The 24,058-nt window shown below is 27.5% G+C and carries 19 protein-coding genes; 7 read left to right on the forward strand and 12 right to left on the reverse strand.

Annotated features, from left to right (window positions below):
• Positions 1 to 92: 92 nt before the first annotated feature.
• From KGF41_RS00255 to KGF41_RS00265, 3 genes are all read right to left on the reverse strand, one after another.
• Entirely contained in the window at positions 93 to 1,289 is a 1,197-nt protein-coding gene (locus tag KGF41_RS00255; protein WP_227828865.1) for a vWA domain-containing protein, read from the reverse strand.
• 20 nt (positions 1,290 to 1,309) lie between these two features.
• Positions 1,310 to 2,131: an AAA family ATPase gene (locus KGF41_RS00260; protein WP_227841159.1), complete on the reverse strand. Its 822-nt coding sequence runs from the start codon at positions 2,129 to 2,131 to the stop codon at positions 1,310 to 1,312.
• Positions 2,132 to 2,450: 319 nt separating this feature from the next.
• A complete protein-coding gene (locus KGF41_RS00265) occupies positions 2,451 to 3,566 on the reverse strand; it encodes a 4-hydroxybutyrate dehydrogenase (protein WP_227828866.1) in 1,116 nt (371 codons plus the stop codon).
• Between the two features lie 321 nt (positions 3,567 to 3,887).
• On the opposite strand from KGF41_RS00265, the gene KGF41_RS00270 reads away from it, so the two are divergent.
• From KGF41_RS00270 to KGF41_RS00285, 4 genes are all read left to right on the forward strand, one after another.
• Positions 3,888 to 4,649: a helix-turn-helix domain-containing protein gene (locus tag KGF41_RS00270; protein WP_227842241.1), complete on the forward strand. Its 762-nt coding sequence runs from the start codon at positions 3,888 to 3,890 to the stop codon at positions 4,647 to 4,649.
• A 36-nt stretch (positions 4,650 to 4,685) separates the two neighbouring features.
• A complete protein-coding gene (locus KGF41_RS00275) occupies positions 4,686 to 5,384 on the forward strand; it encodes a transglutaminase-like domain-containing protein (protein WP_227828868.1) in 699 nt (232 codons plus the stop codon).
• A 203-nt stretch (positions 5,385 to 5,587) separates the two neighbouring features.
• On the forward strand, positions 5,588 to 6,682 hold the full coding sequence (locus tag KGF41_RS00280) for an AI-2E family transporter (protein ID WP_227856249.1): 1,095 nt from the start codon (positions 5,588 to 5,590) through the stop codon (positions 6,680 to 6,682).
• Positions 6,683 to 6,834: 152 nt separating this feature from the next.
• On the forward strand, positions 6,835 to 7,191 hold the full coding sequence (locus KGF41_RS00285; RefSeq protein WP_227828869.1) for a hypothetical protein: 357 nt from the start codon (positions 6,835 to 6,837) through the stop codon (positions 7,189 to 7,191).
• Positions 7,192 to 7,292: 101 nt separating this feature from the next.
• Here KGF41_RS00285 and eam read toward each other — a convergent pair whose 3' ends face one another.
• Positions 7,293 to 8,561, reverse strand: a complete 1,269-nt coding sequence (gene eam, locus KGF41_RS00290) for a glutamate 2,3-aminomutase (protein WP_227840801.1) — start codon at positions 8,559 to 8,561, stop codon at positions 7,293 to 7,295.
• A gap of 379 nt (positions 8,562 to 8,940) precedes the next feature.
• The gene (locus tag KGF41_RS00295) at positions 8,941 to 10,344 is read right to left on the reverse strand and encodes a PLP-dependent aminotransferase family protein (RefSeq protein ID WP_227856250.1); all 1,404 of its coding nucleotides are present in this window, start codon (positions 10,342 to 10,344) and stop codon (positions 8,941 to 8,943) included.
• A 126-nt stretch (positions 10,345 to 10,470) separates the two neighbouring features.
• Here KGF41_RS00295 and KGF41_RS00300 point away from each other — a divergent pair, with 126 nt between their 5' ends.
• Positions 10,471 to 11,172, forward strand: coding sequence for an aspartate/glutamate racemase family protein (locus tag KGF41_RS00300; RefSeq protein WP_227828872.1), 702 nt, complete (start codon positions 10,471 to 10,473; stop codon positions 11,170 to 11,172).
• A gap of 123 nt (positions 11,173 to 11,295) precedes the next feature.
• On the opposite strand, the gene KGF41_RS00305 is transcribed toward KGF41_RS00300, so the two are convergent.
• Positions 11,296 to 12,837: a hypothetical protein gene (locus KGF41_RS00305; RefSeq protein ID WP_227828873.1), complete on the reverse strand. Its 1,542-nt coding sequence runs from the start codon at positions 12,835 to 12,837 to the stop codon at positions 11,296 to 11,298.
• A gap of 274 nt (positions 12,838 to 13,111) precedes the next feature.
• Here KGF41_RS00305 and KGF41_RS00310 point away from each other — a divergent pair, with 274 nt between their 5' ends.
• A complete protein-coding gene (locus KGF41_RS00310) occupies positions 13,112 to 14,161 on the forward strand; it encodes a PTS transporter subunit IIC (protein ID WP_227828874.1) in 1,050 nt (349 codons plus the stop codon).
• 50 nt (positions 14,162 to 14,211) lie between these two features.
• On the opposite strand, the gene KGF41_RS00315 is transcribed toward KGF41_RS00310, so the two are convergent.
• Together KGF41_RS00315 and KGF41_RS00320 are read right to left on the reverse strand one after the other, a co-directional pair.
• The gene (locus tag KGF41_RS00315; protein WP_227828875.1) at positions 14,212 to 15,246 is read right to left on the reverse strand and encodes a DUF6398 domain-containing protein; all 1,035 of its coding nucleotides are present in this window, start codon (positions 15,244 to 15,246) and stop codon (positions 14,212 to 14,214) included.
• 17 nt (positions 15,247 to 15,263) lie between these two features.
• Positions 15,264 to 15,611, reverse strand: coding sequence for a cupin domain-containing protein (locus KGF41_RS00320; RefSeq protein WP_227437292.1), 348 nt, complete (start codon positions 15,609 to 15,611; stop codon positions 15,264 to 15,266).
• Between the two features lie 255 nt (positions 15,612 to 15,866).
• Here KGF41_RS00320 and KGF41_RS00325 point away from each other — a divergent pair, with 255 nt between their 5' ends.
• A complete protein-coding gene (locus KGF41_RS00325) occupies positions 15,867 to 17,249 on the forward strand; it encodes a peptide MFS transporter (RefSeq protein ID WP_227828876.1) in 1,383 nt (460 codons plus the stop codon).
• 85 nt (positions 17,250 to 17,334) lie between these two features.
• Here the strand turns inward: KGF41_RS00325 and KGF41_RS00330 are convergent, their stop codons facing one another.
• The 4 genes from KGF41_RS00330 to KGF41_RS00345 all read right to left on the reverse strand — a co-directional run bounded on the left by KGF41_RS00330 (position 17,335) and on the right by KGF41_RS00345 (position 23,704).
• Positions 17,335 to 19,128 carry an aminopeptidase P family protein gene (locus KGF41_RS00330; protein ID WP_227828877.1) on the reverse strand — a complete coding sequence of 598 codons (1,794 nt, stop codon included), beginning with the start codon at positions 19,126 to 19,128 and terminating at the stop codon, positions 17,335 to 17,337.
• A gap of 237 nt (positions 19,129 to 19,365) precedes the next feature.
• The gene (locus KGF41_RS00335) at positions 19,366 to 20,757 is read right to left on the reverse strand and encodes a peptide MFS transporter (RefSeq protein ID WP_227828878.1); all 1,392 of its coding nucleotides are present in this window, start codon (positions 20,755 to 20,757) and stop codon (positions 19,366 to 19,368) included.
• Positions 20,758 to 21,218: 461 nt separating this feature from the next.
• Positions 21,219 to 22,361 (reverse strand): peptidylprolyl isomerase, encoded by a 1,143-nt coding sequence (locus tag KGF41_RS00340; protein WP_227828879.1) that lies wholly within the window; start codon positions 22,359 to 22,361, stop codon positions 21,219 to 21,221.
• A gap of 110 nt (positions 22,362 to 22,471) precedes the next feature.
• Entirely contained in the window at positions 22,472 to 23,704 is a 1,233-nt protein-coding gene (locus KGF41_RS00345) for a hypothetical protein (protein WP_227828880.1), read from the reverse strand.
• Between the last annotated feature and the right edge of the window lie 354 nt (positions 23,705 to 24,058).

Raw genomic sequence — 24,058 nt, forward strand, 5'->3', positions numbered from 1 at the left:
AGGCTACATAATTTTTAAATTTCAATTATACAATTTATAATATAAAAAATGATGGTACATCTTTTAGATAATTTGTACCATCATTTTTTATATTATTTCGCAACCATTAAATTTTTCAATGATTTTTCCAATCCTTTTACAGTTAATGGATACATATTAAACTCACTTTGTATTAACCTTTGAGTCTGATACCAATAACTGATTGAATCCCATCCATCTCTCAGTTCTGGATTTAGCCACACAATTTTACTATACTTTCTTTTGAATCTTTTAAGCCACTCTATCCCAGGTGTATCATTATATGGACCTCTATAATTACCACCAATATGAAGTAACTCAGAAGGTGCCATAGAGGCATCACCAACGATTATAACTTTATAGTTTTTATCTATGTTTTGTAATATCCATTCAGTATCAATAGACTTACTTAGCCAGCATTCTGGTGTCGTAAATAATCTATCATAAAAACAGTTATGAAAATAGTATACTTTTACATCTTTAAAGTGATTTGATTTACTTACAGACTGAAATAATGTATTACATAAAGTACTATATCCTCTCATTGAACCCCCTGAATCTATAAGTAGCAAAAGCTTCACTGTATTTTTTCTTGGTTTTTCAAAGAATAATTTTAAATACCCTGCATTATTACAAGTCTCTTCAATAGTTTTATCTAAGTCAAGTTCTGTCTTTGGAGCATCTATTCTAGTAGAAAATTGACGAAGTCTTTTTAATGCAACTTGAAATTGACGCATATTTAAAACTTCATCATCTCTAAAATCTCTATACTTTCTTTCTCCTGCAACTTCAAGAACAGCCCTTCCATAGGTTGAAGTTCCACCTATACGTATACCAGTTTGACCTTTGCCTGAATGACCTAATTCAGAAGTACCTCCTGTTCCTATCCAGTAATTTCCTCCATTATGTGGAGAGTCTTGTTCTTTTATACGTTCCTCTAATTTAGCTCTCAATTCATCAAGGTTTATATTTGGATTTTGTTCTAATCTTTCAAATCCTTCTAAATCAACATTTGGCTTTTTAAGCCAGTTCATAATCTCTTCTGGAATTTCTTCTTTGTGTTCTATACCTTTAAAATACTCCAAAAATACTGCATCAAATTTGTCAAAATTACTTTCACTTTTTATTAAAATCATCCTACAAAGATAGTAAAAATTAGAAAAATTTGAATAACAAAGCCCTTTGTCCAGTGCTTCAATTAAAGTCATCCATTCATTTAAAGATATATCTAGACCTCTTGCTCTCAATAAATAAAAAAATTTAATAAACATAATTATTCAGCTCCTATTGACTACAAACGTTTTTGCATAGATTCAATATCCTCATTATTTTTAAGCAGTATCCCTGCAAAAGGAACCTCTTTTTCTATTTTTTCAATTGGAATTCCACTTAAAGTCAATGCTTGTATCCAGTCTATTAATTCTGATGTGCTAGGTTTCTTTTGTATCTCTCTTAAACTTCTAATCCAATAAAAAGTAGTCATTACTTGTTCCAATAAATGTTCTTCAACTTTATCAAAATGTACTTTGACTATCTCCTCCATCATATCTCTATCAGGAAATTCTATATAGTGAAATATACATCTTCTTAAAAAAGCATCTGGAAGCTCTTTTTCTGCATTCGAAGTTATAATCACTATAGGTCTTTGTTTTGCTGTTACAGTTTCTTTTGTTTCATTTATATAAAACTCCATTTTATCTAATTCCCAAAGTAGGTCGTTTGGAAACTCTAAGTCGGCCTTGTCTATTTCATCTATCAAAAGAATTACTTGTTGCTGTGAACTAAATGCTTCTCCTAATTTACCATATTTTATGTACTTACCAATATCATCTACTCCTTCACCTCCAAATTGACTATCATAAAGTCTTTGAACAGTATCATATACATAGAGTCCATCCTGTGCTTTTGTAGTTGATTTTATGTTCCAAATTACTAAATCTTTTTGTAGTTGATTTGAAATTGCTTGTGCAAGCATAGTTTTTCCTGTTCCAGGTTCTCCTTTAATTAAAAGTGGTTTTTCAAGTGCTATAGCAACATTAACTGATGCCATTAGTTCTGGTGATACTACATAATCACTACTTCCTTTAAAATTACCCATTTCTTTTTTTATCATAAGTTCTACTCCTTTTAAACAATAAATTTTCTAAATGTATATGACTATTATATTACTATTTTTGATATAAAATAGTAATATAATACATTTGTATATCATTACTCTAAAATTCTATATATAAATAAAATTACCTCTAAAATATTTAAATTTTATCTTTATTTGTCATAATTAAATGAAATATATATTTTTTAATAAGTACAAGATACATTATCTTATAAAAATATCAGTCATAAAAAGCGATGATTTAATTAAAACCATCGCTTTTCATAAATTTGAGTTATAGCTAAATATAAAGCAATTAACTTTTAGATTTGGGTTATCAATATAAAATTCTGTATATATTTACTATTTCTTCTTTATTAAGTTTAACATAACTTTGATTTAATAACCTTTGTTGACTATCCAAGACACTGTCTGCAAAACTATTTATCTCATAATCTTTCATTCCATATTCTCTTAAACTTTTTCTTGTAATAATTTTATTAAGTAGCTCTTCCATTTTTTCATATACCTCTGATACTTTACAATTCATTATTTCACTCAAAAGCATATTTATTTTTGCTAATTTACCATCTGGTGATAATCTATTATATGTTTTAAACACTTCTATAAAAAACTGATAATTAGCTTCCCCATGAGTAACATGATAAACTCCACTTAATGGGTATGAAAGTGCATGTACTGCTCCTGTCCCAGCATTTCCAAAAGCAATACCAGCTAAATCACTTGCAACCAAAAAATCTTCTATAATATCAAATCTATAATCTTTTCCATTTAACACAATTTGCTGAAATCCATTTAAAATCATCTCTATAGCTTTGGTACTAAAAATTTCTGTATAAATACTTGCCTTTGGAGATACAAAAGATTCTATAGCATGTATTAAAGCATCAATTGCACTTGTAGCAAAAAATGAATATGGAAGCTCTAGTAATAACTCTGGAATTAAAACTGCATAATCTGGAAATAATTCATCTACAGCTAATCCAAATTTCGTATTCATCTCTGTTATTTCTGCAATTGAAATATTTGACACCTCTGAACCTGCTCCACAAGTTGTAGGAACAGCTATTAATTCTCTTATTTTTTCTAAAGGAACCTTTTTTTGAAATAAATCACTTGATTTCTTTCCATCTTTCAGTACTAACAACTTTGCCATATCAATAACTGCTCCCCCACCAATAGCAATAATTCTTGTACAATTAGTTTTTGAAAAATCATCCAATAATTTATCCATCATTATATCATCAGGTTCACCAGTTCCATACTTACTTTTATATTCTACATGTGCATCCAAACCAAAGCTTTTAAAATATGTATCATATGCATTTTTACTTGTTAATATAAAATCTGATTTACAAATCTTGAATTCTTCTATAAATTCTTTTGAATTTTCAAATTTATGAACTTGTGTTTTTTGCTGAAATAACTTCATGACATCCTCTTTTCTTCAACTTATAACTTGATGTTTTATTTTAAATAATCTGTAATATAATTATAAAATTTTTATTTTTTATATGCAAGTTTTACCATAGGTAATTTATATTTTAAAATATCTTAATATAGGTCCAATATTCTATAAAATAAAATTAATTCACTATAAAAGTAATCTAACTTTAAAATAATTGAACAAAATTAAAATCTAAAGTATAATAAAATAAAAATTTCACTAATCTTACTGAAAAATACTGTACATTTAACCTGTATTTCCTCAATAAGAAAAATGTTTGGAGGTAATTTTATTAATTATATAATTATGTCAAATAATCATATTTCTTCGTTTACAAATTCTATTCAATCAAAGAAGCATAAACATTGGATGTTACAATTGTTTATAGGAATTGAAGATAATTTAAATATAACTATAGATGGCAATGATATAGAAGGTAAATGCATTATTGTAGATAGTAATATAGAACATTGTTTTTCAACAGGAGAAAAAGTATGTTTTACTATGTTAATTGAACCAACATCATCACTTGCATTAAGTCTTAAATCAAAATATATTGACAAAATTAAGGGTTATGGAATTATAGATATTCATAATACTAAACATATACAAGAAAAATATTTTAAATTTTTAAAAAATCATGATAAAGAAGGTTATTTAAATTTTACAAATTCTGTGTTCAAATATCTTAATGTTGCTCAAGACAATTACACAATAGTTGATAAAAGAATTCATAAAATAATGCAAAGACTTAATGAGTGTGACTGTCATAATCATTCTATAAAAAATATTTCTGATATGGTCTTTCTTTCGCCAAGCAGACTGTCCCATATATTCAAAGAACAAACAGGAATGCCATTAAAAAGTTACATTCTCCTACATAAAATTCAAAAAGCATATTTTTTACTTTTATCTGGTAAATACTCTATAACTGATGCTGCTATGATGGCAGGTTTTGACAGTGCTTCACATCTAGCATACACCAACAAATGTATGACTGGTATGAATATTTCTGGCATATTAAAAAACAGCAAGTTTTTGAAAGTTTCAAATTACTCTAAGGTATAAAATATAGTTACACTAGATAAAGGAGAATTCTATTTTATGAAAAGATATTTATCAGAAAGTACATTATTAGACTTTAGAGCAAGAAATATTCAAGAACTTATTAGCAAACATAATTGGAATCAATTAGATAATTTTAATAAAATCAAACAAATTTATAACTTTATTAGAGATGACATCAACTTTGGTTTCAATGCAAGTGACAATATATCTGCAAGTAAAATACTAAAAGATGGATATGGACAATGTAATACAAAAACTATACTTGCTATGGCACTTTTAAGAGGAGTTGGCATTCCATGTAGGATTCATGGTTTTACTCTAGACAAAAGAGTTCAATTAGAACTCTTAGGAATTATTTACAAAATTGCACCTACAGAAATCATTCACACATGGACAGAAGTATACTATGAAAAGCAATGGTATAAATTAGAAGGTCTTATTTTAGACAAAAATTATCTTACAAGTATTCAGCAGAAATACAATAACTGTCAAGGCTCATTTTATGGATGGGGTATTGCCACTAAAGATTTTCAAAATCCTCAAATATCTTGGAATGTAAATCATACATTTATTCAAAAAGAAGGAATAATTGATGATTTGGGAATCTTTGATACTCCAGATAATTTTTTTAATAAATATAGTCAAAAGATAGGATGGTATAAAAATTTTTTATATAAACATGTTGGAAGGCACTATATAAATAGAAATGTACAGAGAATTAGAAACGAATTGTAATTATTTATATTTGTAATATGTAAATTTAAGAAAATAAAAATAATATTTAGATAAAACTTTCAATATATTGTACACTTATCAAATTTCATATTAATCATACTATATTAATACTACTTTTTATTGTATAATAAGCTATAAATATTAACTTGATTTTAAATTTAAGTAAATCTAAACTTAATAAATATAAGAAAGGTTGTGTTGTTTTGCAGGATAAAAAAATTTATTTAAATATTGTACTTACTGTAGTTATTTCATATATTTTGATTAAAGTTGTTGATAATTACAAATATTTTTTTGGAGTAATAAGTTTACTGATGTCATTACTAACTCCATTTATAATAGCATTTGTATTAGCATATGTATTTAATCCACTAGTAAAATTTTTGGAAAATAAGCTTAATTTTAAAAGGATATATTCTTTACTTCTTACTTATGGTGTGCTAATAGTTATACTAGTATCTTTTATACTATTTACAGTTCCATCAATAGTAAACAGTTTAGCTGACTTAGTAACTCAAGTTCCTATATATATAGATAAAACGGAACAATTCTTATTTGATTTAGGTAAAAGTTTGCAATCAGTAGACCCTAATACATTAAAAGAATATGGTGACAAAATTATGAGTGTAATGCCTAAGTTTAGTAACTTACTTATTGGTTCACTTGGAGGAATATTTAGTACTACCTTCTCTGTTGGAAAATTTATAGTACAATTCCTTTTAGGCTTTATAATTTGTTTCTATCTATTATTAGAAAAAGAAAAGTTCTTATCATTTACAAAAAAAGTTATTTATATTTCTTTAGGTAAAAAATATGGAGACTTTATAATAGAATTGTGTCAAAGTTTGAACTTAAATATTGGTAAATACTTTACAGGTAAGATTTTAGATTCTTTTATAGTTGGACTGCTTTCTGGAATTGGTCTATACTTTTTAAAGTCTGAATATGCACTATTGTTTGGTACACTAATGGGTATTATGAATATGGTTCCATACTTTGGTCCAGTAATAGGTATGACACCAGTTGTAGTAATTAACTTATTCTACAATCCTACAACTGCGTTAACTTGCTTGATTTACTTAATAATAATTCAACAAGTTGAAGTTACATTTATAGAACCAAAAATCGTAGGTGGACAACTAGGTCTTAGTCCATTTTTTACAATACTAGCAGTTACTGTTGGTGGAGGATTTTTTGGAATACCTGGTATGATTTTATCAGCTCCTGTTATGGGCGTTATAAAAATATATTTTTGTGAATTTGTTAATCGTAGACATGATAAAATACAAATGGAATAAAAATACAATTTAATTACGATTTTGTAATCAAAGGTTACAGCTGTGTAACTGTAATATTATCCTCTTTAATGGTAATATTTAATTATAGAAAGCATATAATATTATTAAGTAATAAATATCTTATATAATTAATTACGAAAGAGGGTTTTAGTATGAAAAAAGCACTTATATCTTTATTAGTTTTATCTTGTTTGTTATTAACTGCACCAGTAAATGAATCTTCTTATGCTGATTCTCAAAAGAATATTCCTGTAAGTCAAGATACTAAATTGACTCAAGAACAAGCTAAAGAACTTTTAGTAAAATACAACAATAAAGTTGATTACATATATCAAGGAAATGCTAGCGATTTTGAAGCATTAAAAGCTAAAAATCTTAATGGATATGTATTTTTACCAGATGCAGATGGTGACATTGGTTACTTTGTAAATGAAAATACTTCTGAGATATATTACTTCCATCCAAGTGGATACCTTGAATTGGTTAATCAACAACAAAATAATAAATAAAATAAATAACTAATATAAAAATGGATGCAAATTGATATAAATTTAGCATCCATTTTATTTTTATTTTAAAGTTGTTTCTTTTTGTATATTTAAATATTTTATTAATCCTGCGCTTGCTCTTTTATAAGTTTCTTTATATCTACAGCTGGTTCATCTTCCATTTTTATAACTTTTCCTTCCCATGTTCTAAGCATCACATAATCTGTTCCTTTTGATACAAGATATTGTGGAAGTAATGGAGTCTTACCACCTCCTTTTGGAGCATTAACTATATATGTTGGTATTGCCATTCCAGATGTATATCCTCTTAGATATTCCATTATTTCAAGACCATCATCTACTGATGTATTGAAATGTTTTGTTCCTTTTACATGTTTGCTTTGGAATATATAGTAAGGTTTCACTCTTATTTTAAGCAATTCTTGATTTAAACATCTCATTACAAATTTATCATTATTTATACCATTTAATAACACTGCTTGATTTCCTAATGGTACACCTGCATTTGCTAATTTTTCACATGCCTCTTTAGATTCTTTAGTTATTTCCATTGGATGATTAAAATGTGTATTTATATATATAGGATGATATTTTTTTAGCATATTACAAAAATCATCTGTAACTCTTTGTGGCATTGTAACAAGAGTTCTAGTTCCTAATCTAACATAATCAACATGTGGTATTTCTTTAAGTTGGCTAAGAATCCATTCTAAATAATCATCTTTTAATGTAAGAGTATCTCCACCAGTTACTAATACATCTCTTATTTCTTCATTTTCTCTAATATAATCTATAGATTCTTGTATAACAGCTTTTGACTTATGAGAATCTTGTTGACCAATATTTCTTCTTCTTTGGCAATGTCTACAATACATAGCACATTCATTTGTTACATTTATTATTAATCTATCTGGATATCTTCTAGTTATACATCCTGCTGGATTTGTATACTCTTCTCCCATTGGGTCTAAATCATCTTGTTCATCTTCCAATTCTATATGTGTTGGTATAGAAAGTAATTTTATAGGGTCACATATATCATCTGGGTCTATCAAACTCAGATAATATGGAGATATTGCCCATCTAAATTGAGTACCAACTTCTTCTATATATTCTTTTTCTTTTTTAGTTAGATTAATAATCTTTGATAAAGTATCTACATCTGTGATTCTATTTGATAATTGCCATTTGTAATTATTCCAGTCTTCTTCTGTTCCATTTAATATGCTTAATATCTTTTGTTTTCGTTTATTTATCTCTTCTTCTTTTTCAAGACCTCTGTTAATTGTTTTCCTAGCCTGAATATAATCATCAATTTTTGATTTTAGTTCAGCAGCTCTCTCTAAGGATATTCTAGTTTGTTCATTCATAATTTTTAGCTACCAAAATTAATTAATTTCCATTATTGATAGCATCCTCCTTTCTGGTGTGTTTATATCATTCTGATAGGCAAATTTAATTTTGCCATATAGATTTTATAACATATGAAATTGATTTTATTTTTGCATTTTTTCTGTTATTTTATACATTTATGAATATTTTCCCACTATCGTCAATAAATTACAATTTATTATGCATTTTTTTTAACAAATGATTAATTATTTCTATTTTTAAGAATTATTTTACCATAAAATGATTATATTTTCAAGATGATTAAAGTTAAAATTTTAATAGAAAGTAAAGTATTTCATCAAATAATAAAAGCGGAGGTTTATTATAATAAATTTCTCCGCATTTTTATTTATTTAATTAAATTATAGGAAAATCTCTCTGATTTTTAAGAAGTGACTTTATTGTATTCAACCCTTTCTCTAATTCTTCTACATCTTTTGGAGCTGTTACACAAATACGAACAGCTTTTGGCACAATAGAATTACCAACTGAAAAACGTTCAGCACAATATACCTGAACACCTAAATTTTTTGCATATATCTCAAATGATTTTCCATCCCATTCATCTGGAAGAATCAACCAACGAAAACTACAATTTTTATCACCAATTAAATTATAATCAGATAAAATCTTATTAGTAGCTTCATTTCTTTTTATAATTTCATCTTTTCTTTCTTCAATAATCTTATTTATAATAGGAGAATGCAGTAAACGATGTACTATTTCTGCATTAAATGGGGAAACCATCAAATTCATATTATATAATGCATTTTCTAGACTTCCTATATAACGTTTTGGAGCAACTACAAACGCTACTCTAAGCCCAGCACAGATAAATTTAGATGTACTAAGAATATATATAGTATTATTACTAGCTAAAGAAAATACTGGATCTTGTAAATCCGGTTTAAAAATACTATTTATAGCATCTTCAATAATTATGATATTATACTTTTTTGCTATCTCTGCTATTTTCTTACGTGATAAGTTAGACATAGAATGTGTTGTTGGATTATGATAATCTGGAATGATATATATACCTTTTATGTTTTCATTTTTACAATAATTTTCAAGAGACTCGATTGACATTTCATTATTCTCTTGGGGAATTGGAACTAATTGAATGCCTATCATTTTAGCTATTGACTTGATTCCAGAAAAACTCAATGAATCTGTTGCAATTCTATCTCCAGCCTTAAATAATCCTAATAAAGTAGCGCATATAGCATTTTGTCCACCTGTAGATAAAAGTACATTTTCTTCTTTAGTATATATATTATTTCTTTCTAACCATTTTGCAATTGATTTTTTTTGCATGTGTGTACCTGATGGAGACATATATTGAAGAAATTTTTCCATTTCTGGTTGTTTTAATACATTTTTAATAAAATTGATAATATATGTATTTTGTTCATAAGGAGGATGTACTGTACCAAGTTCAATTATACCTTTTGATTCTGTTTGATAAAGCAATGTATTGCTTACATTTACATCAGAAGAAATAAAGGTCCCTTTTCCTACTTTTGCACATATTAATCCTTTTTCTTCACAAAGTTTAAATGCCCGTGTTATTGTACTTAAATTTAAATCGAGAAAATCTGCTAATTCTCGTTGTGGAGGTAATTTATCTCCAGGATTTAAATTTCCTTTTTCAATGTCTTCTTCTAACAACATTGCTAAAGTTTTATATATTGGTGGTTTTCGATTGTTTAATTGTGGTTTCCATGTCATTGGATAATTTTCAAATGAATTTATTGGCATATAATTACTCCTTTTAAAGATAATTGTCCTCCATACAATTTTATCATTGTATGCTTATATTTTAGATGCTATACTTGTATTTGTAAATAGCTATTACAAAATAAATAGAATGAAAAGGTGATGAATATGAAGACTATAGGCTTAATCGGGGGAATGAGTTGGGAGAGCACCATTACATATTATCAAGTTATAAATACAGTAATCAAGGAAAAATTAGGAGGATTACATTCTTCTAAATGTATACTTTATAGTGTAGATTTTCAAGAAATTGAAGAATGTCAATCTAGCGGAAATTGGGAAAAAAGTGCCAAAATCTTATCTGATGCTGCAATTAATTTACAAGACGCAGGAGCAAACTTTATTGTTATATGTACTAATACTATGCATAAAGTTGCACATAAAATTCAACAAAATATATCTATTCCACTTTTACACATCGCAAATGTGACTGCTGATGAGTTAAAAGAAAAGAAAATCAAAAAGGTAGCTTTATTGGGTACTAAGTATACAATGGAGCAAGATTTTTATAAAAATATAATTATAAATAGTGGAATTGAGGTTTTAATACCAAATGAAGAAGAACGTTCAATAGTAAATAACATTATATTCAATGAGCTTTGCTTAGGAATTGTATCTAAATCCTCTAAAAAATCTTTTTTATCTATTATAGATAAATTTGTTAACCAAGGAGCAGAAGGCGTTATCTTAGGATGTACAGAAATAGGTCTTCTAATTCAGCAAAATGATACTTCTGTTCCACTATTTGATACAACTCTAATACATGCAACACAGGCAGCATTAGATTCAATTGTAGATGATATTAACTAGCAATAAATATTTTTACACTAAAAATTTAATACCAGTATATTTCAATAAAATAAAAAGGATAGTATGATTACCCCCATACTATCCTCTTCTTATAATGATTTAATTTCTCAATAAATCATAAATTTATCTTACATTTATAACATCACTATTTTTAGAATTTTGTCCATTGTAATTTGCAACTACATAGATATCTAAATTTAAATCTCCTTCAGGAATACTTATAGTATGTTCATTCCCTTGTATGTCACTTTGATACAAAGTAAACTCACCATCTCCATTAGTATTATTTTTTACATATATACTATAGGTACATTCTTTATGAGATACACTACTCCAGTTAACTCTAATAACATTGTTATCTCTGTCAACATTAGCTGATATATTTTCAACCTTCATGTTTTGTATGCTATCATTATTATCTGAGTTGCCATTACCATTCACATTAGTAATGTTTATTACATTACTTGGCTTAGTTGTATCTGAGTCTTTCTTACCTAGAACATAAATATCATAATCTATACTCTGACTATCTTTTACATCAATTTCTATAGTAGCATATATCTTTTGGGATTTACCTAAATCACGCTCATTTATAGTTATAGATTTAATTTTCTTAAATGATTCTCCTGATAATTTGTCTTTAAGATATATATCATAGTCAAAAACATCTTTCATATAATCCCATTCAAGTTTAATAATAACTTTGTTATTTACTATTTTATGTGAACCTACTAAATTTTGTATATAGTCATTAGTTATAGTTTCTTTGACTACTGTTACAGTTATTATCTTAGACTTATCTCCACAAGTTATCCTTACTCTTTCTTTACCTTCTCTAAGACCTACTACACTTCCATCACTACTTAGACTTATAGCTCTTTCTACAGGTAATTTTGAATCAGCCAACTCATAGTGTATTTTTGGTGGTTCTAAGCCTGGTGGAGAAGTTATTATATCTGGTTTTAGTTTCTCATTTTGGTCAACTTCTATTTTTATATTATTCATATTTATCTCAGCAACTTTAGCTTGGATTCTAAAAGTTCTCTCAACTTCTTTGTTTCCACACTTAGCATATATTACAGCTTTTCCAACTCCAACTGCACTTACTTTGTTTCCTTTAATTTTTAAAACATCTTCGTTGCTACTTTTGTAAATTGGTTTATATGATTTTTTAAACTTCTCATAGTCAACCTCTATTGTACTCTCTATAGTGGCACTATCACCAACATGTTTTAACTCTCCATTAATTTCCATATCTAAAGATTCTACTTCTGGGTCTACTACTTTTATAGTAGCTTTTTTTAGTACTCTCGAATTTTTCATAATACCAACAGAAGAATACCCAACCTTTAATGCTGTCATCTTATTTCCTTCTATTTTTAGAGTCCCTGAATTATCTAAAACATTAAACCAAATATTTGGATCTTTAGCATATGAAGGAACTTTAATATATTCACCAGTAGACAAGGTAACTGTTTCGTTTAATTTTACTACATATTTATCTATATCTTTAACATATTCCCCATCTACAATTTCAATTTCTACTCCTTTTACCATTGGTCTAAATATTCCAAATTTAAAAAGGTAGTACTGCGCAACAAGCAATATAGGAATAGATATAATTATGGCAATTTTTCTGTATTTCTTATTTTCTACAAATCTCATCTATCCACTTCCTTTTAGCCTAGTATATGATCATTTGTTTTATAAGCAATCTACCTAAGTTAAATATTGGGATAAACTGGAAAATTATTATATTTCAGAATATCCCTATACTAATTATAAACCATAAATTTAAAATTTAAAACTAAATTTACTGTTATTTTATTGCTATTAAAATACTTTTAAATTAGTGAAATAACATTTGTCTTGTCAGCTGAAAAGTTATATAATTAATTAAAAAGAAATTATATTTGTATTATATGAGGAGGATTTTAAATTGGAAATCAATTGCAAAAAAAGAAATTTTAAATCATTTGCTAAAAGTAAAAATATTGAAATTTCTGTTCAAAGGTATCTTATTGACGCATTAAGTTATATGGCACTCGGCCTTTTTTCTTCCCTTTTAATTGGAACAATTTTTAACACATTAGGAGATAACTTTAACATATCTCTTTTTACTGAAGTTATAAGCCCACTTGCTAAGCAAGTTACAGGTCCAGCTATTGCAGTAGCTATTGCATATGGACTTCAAGCTCCTCCCCTTGTACTATTTTCTTGTGCACTTGTTGGTGCTTGTGGTAATGAATTAGGAGGACCTGTTGGTGCATTTGTCGCTACACTTTTTGCAGTAGAAATTGGAAAATTAGTTTCAAAAGAAACAAAGGTAGACATATTAGTTACACCTGCTGTAACAATACTAATAGGAGTACTTGTGGCAGAACTTATTGGACCAGCAGTTTCTGCATTTATGACTTCATTTGGAAACATAATAATGCAAGCAACAACTATGCAACCTATAATAATGGGAGCTATTGTCTCTGCACTTGTCGGAATAGCTCTTACACTACCCATAAGTAGTGCAGCTATTTGTATGATGTTAAGTTTGGGAGGGCTTGCTGGTGGAGCAGCAACTGTCGGTTGTTGTTGCCAAATGATAGGTTTTGCTGTTATGAGTTTTAGAGAAAATGGAGTAGGAGGTCTTGTAGCTCAAGGACTTGGTACATCCATGCTCCAAGTACCCAATATAATAAAAAACTGGAAAATTTGGATACCACCTACAATAGCTTCAATAATACTTGGCCCATTATCTACAACAATATTTAAAATGGAAAATATACCTATTGGCTCTGGTATGGGAACTTGTGGATTAGTTGGACAATTTGGAACAGTAACTGCCATGCAAAGTGCTGGAAAAGGTGGCATAACGATGTGGGTTGGTATACTTTTACTTAACTTTGTACTTCCTGCTATTATAACTCTAATAATATCAGAATTTATGAGAAAAAAAGGTATGATAAAACCAGGCGATTTAAAATTAGATGTATAAATAAAAAAACTACTCCTTATTTTTTTATCAGTAATAAGGAGTAGTTCTTTTTATGAAAATTCCAACATTTTTTTCAATAACCAATCCATAGAACCTTTAACTTCATTCCACAGTACTATATTTTCATCATAGTAATAGACAGCTTCTCCCTTTTCTTCTGCTGTAACAAACTCTCTACCAAAGGCATTTCGCCAATCTATTAAATATAATCCAATATATTTGTTTTTATTTTTAGCACTTTTAATAGCATCACTTGCTAAAAACATATTTTTATTTTTAAAATAATAAAGAGCTTTGCTATACATCCATGTAGCAGACTTTTCTTCTTTATACATTTCAAATAAATTATTTATTGCTGTTCTATCATTTAACCTAATTAATACATTGAACAATTTATACCTTATTCCTTGTTCATCATCAGGATTGATTTCTATTAAATACTCTAATACCTTTCTAGCTTCTTTTAAATTATCAATACTCTCTAACTTCCTAGCAAGAGACTCAAGTGCTACCATATAAGCTCTAGTAGATATACCTTTCCAAAATCCAAGTTGTCTATCTTCTTTAGTAATCATGCTTTTCCCAATATTTACAGCTTCTTCCATATACCTAATTGACTCAATATGGTTTTTAGCTTCTTGTGATAGTTTAATATATCTTTTATAAAGTATTTTTTTCTTTTCTAACTCTAAATCTATGGCTTTGGATTTAGAATTACTCTCTCTTACCCAAAACTCAATATTAGAGATAGCAATAGTATCTTGATTTAAAAAGTCAATATTACAGACTTCCTTTATCAATGATGATTTATTGTTTATAGTGTTTAAAGAAACACCTATTTGTTTTGAAAATTCCTTTTTGGTTATATGTAATGGATGCTTCTTATTATATAAGAGATTTTGCTCCAAAACTATGTTTAATATAGCTGAAGACCATATATCAGCTCTAGAAGAATGAATTATCTCTTTATTATTATCTAAAAGGTCTTGCAAGATTTTAAAACTTATATCTTTATATTCTTGATTTAAATTGGAGTTGCAAAATCTATTTATCTTGTCTTTAATTTCTTCTATCTTGCTTGTCATAACTCCTCCTCCATATTTTACACATATAAAACTACTGCTACAAATTCAAGTTCTTCTTCCCCTATATTCTCTATAGAATGTTCTTCACCATCAGCAGTATATATTACATCACCTTCATTTACTTCTACAAATTCCCCATTATCAAAAACTTTACCTTTCCCCTTTAATATATAATATACCTCAAAATCAGTTGTATGGTCATGCACACCAATCGAACTTCCTACTGGTAAAGTTATCCTTTTAAATAATCTTCCTTTTCCTTTAAGCTCATCAATTTGTAATATGTTTTCAAGCTTAACTTTTCCAACACCACCAGTTAAATTTTCTTTTACTTCTACTTGTAATTCAGATTTCTTTCTTATCATAGCTCATCCCACCTGCCAAACAATCAATCTAACTACTAAATTGGCATATCCTTTCCATAATATGTTGTATTTTAATATAATAATAACATATATTCTTATAAAAAAATATTACTGAATCTATAAAATAATGCTATTTTTACATATTATTAAGGCTTTATTTTTTTATGCCATAAGTTGACGTCTTTATAAAAAAAACATATACTCATATAGTATGGAAAAATTTTGTTAAATTATTGGTCTGGAGGTTCTCGACATATGTCAGTTTTAAAAACTCAAGAAAAACTTAAACAGCCTAAGGATTTATATTTTTGTTGTTCAATATTTACATTTGTAGGACTTGCATACTATGGTATGAAATTAGTACTCTTATTATTTTTGGCTGAACAAGTATCTAAAGGTGGTTTAGGGTTAACACCAGCAGAATCTGCATCAATGCTTGCATCTTTCTTAGCATGGACTTATTTTTCTCCTGTTATTGGTGGATGGGTTAGTGATAGATTTTTAGGTCCAAAAAATTGTATTATGCTTGGAATGATAATGGTTTCAATTGGCTACTTTTTAGGATATCTGGCAAATAGCAAAATGGATGTAAACGTCATGATATTCTTGTCTGGATTAGGAATAGGTTTTTATAAGGGAAACTTACATACCTTAGTTGGAAACTTATATACTAATGATGACCCAAGAAAAGATGGGGCTTTTTCTATTACATATATGTCTACTAATCTGGGAACATTATTTGGCCCTTTAATCTGTGGTTTGGTCGCTAATGAATGGTTTGCTATGAAAAATGGTACTTCTATAAATATGTATGGTTACAGATATGTATTTTTATTTGCTTCAATTACTGTTTTAATAGGTTTGTTATTCTTTATATTTGGTCACAAAAAATTTTATAAATCTTCAAGTAATGAATTTAGTAGTCGAAAAGAAACTATAAAGAAATCATTAGAATATAAGAAATTACTTGCTTCAAAACCATTAACTTCAGTTGAGAAAAAAAGAATAATAGTAATATTAATATTAGCTTTTTTTACAGTATTCTTTTGGATAGCATATAACCAGGCTTCTATGTCTATAGCTTTGTATACAAAAGAACACATAAATCTGACTGTTGGTAATTTTCAAATACCAACCTCATGGATAGATTCATATAATGGTCTTCTATGCGTCATCCTTGGTCCTATATCTGCTTTAATCTGGGTAAAATTATCTCAGACTAAAAAAGGTGATTTAAGTGTACCTTCAAAAATGAGTCTAGGATTTATACTATTAGCTGTGGCATTTTTATTTATGATAGTCGCAGTTATACAAACAGGAACTGACCCTAATTCACTTCAGAAAGCAAGTGTATTTTGGGTAATTGGATTTTTAACATTCCAAAGTATAGGAGAGATTTGTTTTTCTCCAGTTGGATATGGCATGGTAAATAAACTTTCACCAGAAAAATATATTTCATTCCTAATGGGTGTTTGGTTCTTAGGTAAATTTGCAGCAAATAAATTGTCTGGTTATACACAGACTATTATAGACCACCTTGGTATGTTACAAGTATTTATAGTAATCCCTTCATTCTTATTGCTATTTGGAATTATATTACTTATAATGAATAAAAAACTTGTAGAATTATCAAAGTAAAAACTATGTTTAAGTTTAATAGATAAGATATCAAAAATCGAGGCATTAAAATGCCTCGATTTATTTATAGTATTCAATTACAAAACTATATAGCTCTAGTATAAACTTTTAACCATTCTCTTTCTTCACCAGTTAGGAAAGGAGATATTTTATCATAAACTAATTTATGATACCAGTTTAAATAATCTTTTTCATCTTGATTCATTAATTCTGGAACTATACCATCTAAATCAATAGGAGCTAATGTAACAACTTCAAACTCCATAAATTGACCATAAAAATTCTTTTCAGCTTTTCTAACTACTATTTCATTTTCTGTTCTTATACCATGAGAACCTTCTATATATATACCTGGTTCATTAGTAGTTACCATACCTTCTTCAAGAACTGCGCTATCAAATCTTTCAGGAACTACTCTCCATCTAAATCCATTTGGAGCTTCATGAACATTTAATACAAATCCTATACCATGTCCAGTTCCACATTGATAATCTATTCCCATATTCCACATACAGCTTCTAGATAATATATCTAGGTTGTACCCTCTACAACCATGTAAGAATTTAACCTTAGAAAGATTTATCATACCTCTTGCTACAGAAGTGAAATGTAATTTTAATTCATCACTTATAGGTCCTAATACTGTAGTTCTAGTTATATCAGTAGTTCCATCATAATATTGTCCACCTGAATCTACTAAGAATAGTCCTTCAGCTTCTAACTTATAGTTTGATTCTGGAGTTGCACTATAGTGCATCATAGCAGCATGCTCTTTATATGCAGCAATTGTATTGAAACTTGGTTCAAAGAATCCTTCTTGTTCTCTTCTTAGTCCCTCTAATTTTTCAGTAGCACTTATTTCAGTTATTTCCATCTTACCTACATTATTCTTTAACCAGTACATAAATTTAGTGAAAGCTACACCATCTTTAACATGTGAATTTCTTATATTCTCTAATTCTACCTCATTTTTTTGAGCCTTAAAGAACATTACTGGATTAAACTCATCAACTTTTTCAACTCCACAAGGTATATTATTGTAAATTGCATAGTTAATCTTAGTTCCATCAACTAAAACTTTTTCATCTTTATCTATATGTTTTACAAAATCATATACATCATTATATGGTCTTATTTGTACATTTTCTTTAGCCAATTCATTTAATATCTCTTCATTTAATTTACTTTCATCAACAAATAAATAAACTTCTTTTAAAGTTATCACTGCATAAGAAAGTACGACTGGATTGTATTTAACATCTCCACCTCTTATGTTAAATAACCATGCTATATCATCAAGAGTAGTTATTACATGAGTAGAAGTACCTTTTTCACTCATTTTTTCTCTCAATCTAGCTAACTTTGAACTAAAACTTTCTCCACAGTATTTAACATCTAATAAAAATGCTTTACTATCTGATAAAGCTGGTCTATCTGGCCATATGCTATCTATTAAATCATATTGGTATTCTACTTTTATACCTTTTTTAGATAATTTTTCAGCTAATGTAGCTCCTTCTTTAGCACATATAACTTTACCATCAAAACCTAAAGTTCCACCTTCTGGAATATTTGTATATAAATATTCATCAGTAGTTGGGCAACCTTCTTGTCCCATTTTAAATAATTTTATTGTACTTCCTTCTAATTGAGATTCTGCTTGTATAAAGTATCTTCCATCTGTCCATAATCCAGCTTCATCTTTAGTCACAATAACTGTTCCAGCTGAACCATTAAATCCTGATATAAACTCTCTTGATTTGAAGTAATCTCCTACATATTCACTTTGATGATTGTCAGAAGACGGAATCATATAAGCATCAATATTTTTTTCTTCCATAAGTCTTCTTAATTCATTTACTCTGTCTTTTATATTCACAACAAGACCTCCTCAAAATAATAGTTTGAATAACTAAATATATAAGTATGTAAAGTTCATTACATAAATTTTCCTTTTATATAATCTATATAAATCTTATACACTCTAATTATCACAATTATAATTTTAATTACAATATCTATCTGTGTAAAGCTTTTTTTTCATAATTAAAGAGGAAATTACGTTTGATTTTATATTCAAATGTAATTTCCTTTATTTTCACTAATTAAGTATGGATTATTTTGTTTCTGTTAACAAATCCATTGCCATTAATTTTGTCAACATATTTCTTAATCCAAGTAATATTAAACCAAAGATTATTAAGACTCCTGCTATTCCTCCAAAGATTTGTAAAAAACCTAATGTAGCTGTAAATCCAGCAATTTTTCCTGATAACAAACTAGCAAAAAAACTTGTCAGATACCATGCACCCATAGACAATGTAGCATATTTAGCTGGAGCTAACTTATTAAACATTGCAAGACCTATAGGAGACAAAAATAACTCCCCTACAGTTGTAAATATATAGGTTACTACTATAAAAAGTATGCTAGCCTTTATTGTTCCATCTGAACCATTGGCTAATGTGGCAAATACCATAACTATAAAACCAAGACCCATTATTATCATTCCTAATCCCATTTTAACTGGAATAGAAAAATCGCCTCTTTTAGTATTAGATAATTTAACCCACAAAGTAGCTAATACAGGGCATAACGCTACACATAATATAGCATTTAATGATGTAAGCCATGCCACTGGCATTTCAAATCCAAATAGAGTTCTATTTACATTATCTCTTACATAAATCATAAATGAACTTTGTGTTTGATAGTATGCTGTCCAAAATAAAACTACAAATAAGAATAACACAACCATTGCTACTATTCTATTTTTCTCTAATTTAGTAAGTGGCCCATACTCAATTTTTTCACCTTTATTTCCCTTAGTAACTGGATGTTTTCCAACTTCTTTTAGTAGCTTTGGCGCAAGAAGTGTAAATATAATCATACCAAGCATCATACCTATACCACAAACTAAGAATGCCATCTTATATCCATAAGACACTATATCTCCGTTTACTCCTCTTACTGCAAATACATTATCAGAAAGCAATCCACATATGATTGGAGCTATGAATGCACCTACATTTACTGCCATATAGAATAAACTATATGCTGCGTCTTTTCTTGATACCTCGGTTTTAGGATATATATCACCAACTATATTGGAACAACTTGATTTAAAAAAACCATTTCCTAAAATGATTATTGATAGGCCTACCCAAACCATACTAATAGATGTAGACGATGCAAACAAAACAAAGTCACCTATTGCTATTAAAAGTGCACCTATAGATATACATTTTTGTTGACCTAAAACTTTATCTGCCAACCAACCACCAATTAATGGTGTAAGATATATAAGACCTGTAAACAAACCAAACATTGAAGTTGCTTCTTGAGTAGAAAGTCCTAGACCACCTTGAGCTACACTCGCTGTAAAAAATAATACCAACAAAGCTGTTAATCCATAATAACTAAATCTTTCCCATAAAATTGTCATACAAACAAGCCAAAAACTCTTCGGATGACTAGCTTTTTTAGATACGCTTTCAGTATTTGACATAAAAAAACGCCCCCTTATTATTTTTATAGTTAAATTCAGTACATAAGATTAGCTTAATCATTTTAACACATACTTATAATAGCATCTTTTTTTATATTACTCAATAGATTATTGTTAATATTTTCATTTTTTTATTATTATTTTTAAAATTATGAAAAATATTATTTTTTAAGTATTTTTAAAGAATAACTTTAGTATATATATTTGAATAGTATTTTTTTAGCTTTTAAATTTTTTTATTTATTTTTTTTATATTTTATATAGATTTTCAATCAAATAATTTAAATTCAAAATACGTTTTCATCGTTAATTTATGCATGTTATTTTTTTATAATTTCATTTTTGAGCGATTTAATTTTATGGAAAAATAATAAAAGCTGTTTAAGTTCTCTATTTAAGAACAAAAACAGCTTTTAGATATATATATTAATATTTTCTTCTTTTTAATAAATTGACTTATTCTATTGCTTTGCTTTCATTTGATATTTATCTGTAAGTTTTACGTTGTATTTTTCCTTTAAATCATTTATAAGTAAGTTTTGCTTTTCTGATGTTAAAGTACTTACTAAATCTGATTTTACTTCTTCAAATGGTTGATATTTTTCATCTATTTTCTTAATTATATGGTATCCATAATCACTTTCTACAAGCTTACTAGATATTTCTCCTTTTTTCAAAGCAAATGCAGCTTTTTCAAAAGATTCTACCATTTGACCTTTCCCAAAGAATCCTAAATCTCCACCTGATTCTGCACTACTATCTTCAGAATACTTTTTAGCTAGAGTAGCAAAATCTTCTCCAGCTTCTGCTTTTTTAAGTATTTCTTCTGCTTGTTTTTTAAGTTCAGCTTTTTTACTATCACTGACCTGTTTACCTTTATCATCAACAGTTTTTATTAAAATATGTGAAGCTCTAACTTGTAAATAATTGCTCTTGTTTTTATCATAATAACTTTGTGCATCTTTATCTGTTACCTTTGATGCTTCATTTAAGTATTTGGATGCTATTAGTTCTTTTTTCATATCGTCTTTTATATATTTCTCAGTCAAGTCAAATTGCTTTAGAAATTCTTCTTTTGTCATTCCCATTGCAGATTCTATACTAGACATTAGATTATCATATTGAGCATTTAATTCGTCATCAGTTATGCTTATCTTTTCTTTTGCTGCTTCTGAGGATAATATATCTGATGTAATCATAGTCTCAATCATATTTGATTCATACGAACGTATTTCATCATCACTCATAGTATTTTTTGCATTTAAATAAAATAATGGCTCCATTCTTTTTCTTAACATTTCCCCTGTAATTTTTTTATCCCCAATAGTAGCTACTACTTCATTACTATTATAACGCTTTGAAGTAGCTGGTAATTTTCTTCCAGCTTCTTTTCCAGAGACATAGCCTCCACCCAAGCAAATTGCCCCTACTGCAACAATTGCTATAACTGCTTTAAGTTTTTTACTACTTAATTTTATTTCTCTTTTCTTGACTTTGTTGTCAGTATTTGTTTCACCTGACACATCATCTTGTTTAGAACTTACATTTTCTGAATTTTTAATTTCATTCAATGTATTCTCTTTTGAATTTTTTTCTTCAGACATTAATATCCTCCTTAATTTTAATTGTACAATACTTCACTTTTATTATTTTACATTAAAATAATATTAAATGTGTGAATCAGAAATGAAACTCTCATGAATTTAAAATGAAATTAAATATTTCTTAAACTATATCTTATGAAATTTCTTCCTATTTTTGTATCTCCATACTTTAACATTTGTATAACTTCATTTTTTTCTTTTTGCAAATAAATAGAACATTCTTCTAAAGACTTAAATATCTCTAATACTTCGCCTTTTTTATTTACTAATTCAATCTTTTTCTTTCCACCTCTTTTGATTATAGACTTATATTTTTTAAAGTATTCATCGTATTCTTCATCAATACATTCAAACTTATAATTCATTTTTATTGTTTCAATCTTATCATTAGTTAAAATTTCATTTCTCTTTTTATCAGAAAGTCTTGTACTAAATATTTTGTCATTAAGAATATTAAATATCTCAGATGGAGATTTACTATTTTCTAGATAGCTCCATTCATTTTTACAGTATTCTTCTACCTTTAACACTTTACTTAAATAATTTATAGCTTCTCCAAAGTAATCCATATATCCATATTTTAAATTTTCTCTTATGTAGCCAAGTGGTACCTTAAGATTTTTACTACATTGAATGTGAGTATCAAAAATCTTCTCTTCTTTAGTATATAGGTTTATTGCTTTTATACTTCTTCCTCGTCTTATTTTTATTTCTTTTATGTAATTTAAATCTTCTTTTGTCAAGTATTCATTTGTATCACTTACTTGTTTTTCTTCAACTTCAATAGTGTCTGTTACTAGAATATTATTTTCACTTTGGTCAATTTCTTCAAGTTCTTTAGAATCTGTTTTTTTACTTTCAAGCAGTATTTCTTTTTTATTTAATTTGATAAATTCCTCAGTAATAAACACTTCTTTTTTATCTAATTCTGTGGTATTTTTATTAATTAGTATTTCTTCGCTATTTATACTTTTCTCTGCTATTTCCGTATCATCAGTTTCTATTTCTACTTTATTTAAAGTTATATCATCATCATTAACTATTAATTCTTCTTTGTCATTATTTATTATTAATTCTTCTTTAGATAAGACTTTGTTTTTATTATCATATACTACTTCTTTGCTTAACACTTCATCTTCTTTATCAGACAAATGTTCTTCTTGGTTTAAAGACTCATTTTCTTTACTTATAACTTCCTCTTTACAGTATAATACTTTTTTTTCGTTATCAATTAAATTTTCTTCATATAAAATTTTTTCATTTTTTAATATTATTTCACCTTCTTCTTTTGCTTCCTCAACTTTTTGTCTCTTTTTCATAATACCAAACCACTTTTTTAACACTCAATGTTCCTCCTAATACTTTATCTACTCTTTATATTATCACATAAAATATTACTATTTTTAACAATTCCTTAATTTTTAATTACTTACAAATATAAAAATTATATTTATATAATTTATTTTTAATTACTTGTCAAAAATTCATCAACATCTGTAACCATAAAACTTTTATAAAACCCTTTTATCAGCCAAAAATATAGCCTTTATTTCATAGTAATTATATCATGTTTTTATAATATATTATCTTTTTTAAATTTTTTACTTCTTAATACTATTAAAGATACAATTTATAATATATTTTATCAAATAACAACAGTATACTAACACAAGTGTGACAATACTAGATGTTGTAAA

It is taken from the genome of Clostridioides sp. ZZV14-6150 (genome assembly GCF_020657875.1).
Classification (GTDB): Bacteria; Bacillota; Clostridia; order Peptostreptococcales; family Peptostreptococcaceae; genus Clostridioides.

What these genes read in the sequence shown, in the direction of transcription:
- KGF41_RS00255 (WP_227828865.1), bottom strand. Translation starts at nt 1,289, where the DNA reads ATGTTTATTAAATTTTTTTATTTATTGAGAGCAAGAGGTCTAGATATA.
- KGF41_RS00260 (WP_227841159.1), bottom strand. Translation starts at nt 2,131, where the DNA reads ATGATAAAAAAAGAAATGGGTAATTTTAAAGGAAGTAGTGATTATGTA.
- KGF41_RS00265 (WP_227828866.1), bottom strand. Translation starts at nt 3,566, where the DNA reads ATGAAGTTATTTCAGCAAAAAACACAAGTTCATAAATTTGAAAATTCA.
- KGF41_RS00270 (WP_227842241.1), top strand. Translation starts at nt 3,888, where the DNA reads ATGTCAAATAATCATATTTCTTCGTTTACAAATTCTATTCAATCAAAG.
- KGF41_RS00275 (WP_227828868.1), top strand. Translation starts at nt 4,686, where the DNA reads ATGAAAAGATATTTATCAGAAAGTACATTATTAGACTTTAGAGCAAGA.
- KGF41_RS00285 (WP_227828869.1), top strand. Translation starts at nt 6,835, where the DNA reads ATGAAAAAAGCACTTATATCTTTATTAGTTTTATCTTGTTTGTTATTA.
- eam (WP_227840801.1), bottom strand. Translation starts at nt 8,561, where the DNA reads ATGAATGAACAAACTAGAATATCCTTAGAGAGAGCTGCTGAACTAAAA.
- KGF41_RS00295 (WP_227856250.1), bottom strand. Translation starts at nt 10,344, where the DNA reads ATGCCAATAAATTCATTTGAAAATTATCCAATGACATGGAAACCACAA.
- KGF41_RS00300 (WP_227828872.1), top strand. Translation starts at nt 10,471, where the DNA reads ATGAAGACTATAGGCTTAATCGGGGGAATGAGTTGGGAGAGCACCATT.
- KGF41_RS00305 (WP_227828873.1), bottom strand. Translation starts at nt 12,837, where the DNA reads ATGAGATTTGTAGAAAATAAGAAATACAGAAAAATTGCCATAATTATA.
- KGF41_RS00315 (WP_227828875.1), bottom strand. Translation starts at nt 15,246, where the DNA reads ATGACAAGCAAGATAGAAGAAATTAAAGACAAGATAAATAGATTTTGC.
- KGF41_RS00320 (WP_227437292.1), bottom strand. Translation starts at nt 15,611, where the DNA reads ATGATAAGAAAGAAATCTGAATTACAAGTAGAAGTAAAAGAAAATTTA.
- KGF41_RS00325 (WP_227828876.1), top strand. Translation starts at nt 15,867, where the DNA reads ATGTCAGTTTTAAAAACTCAAGAAAAACTTAAACAGCCTAAGGATTTA.
- KGF41_RS00335 (WP_227828878.1), bottom strand. Translation starts at nt 20,757, where the DNA reads ATGTCAAATACTGAAAGCGTATCTAAAAAAGCTAGTCATCCGAAGAGT.
- KGF41_RS00340 (WP_227828879.1), bottom strand. Translation starts at nt 22,361, where the DNA reads ATGTCTGAAGAAAAAAATTCAAAAGAGAATACATTGAATGAAATTAAA.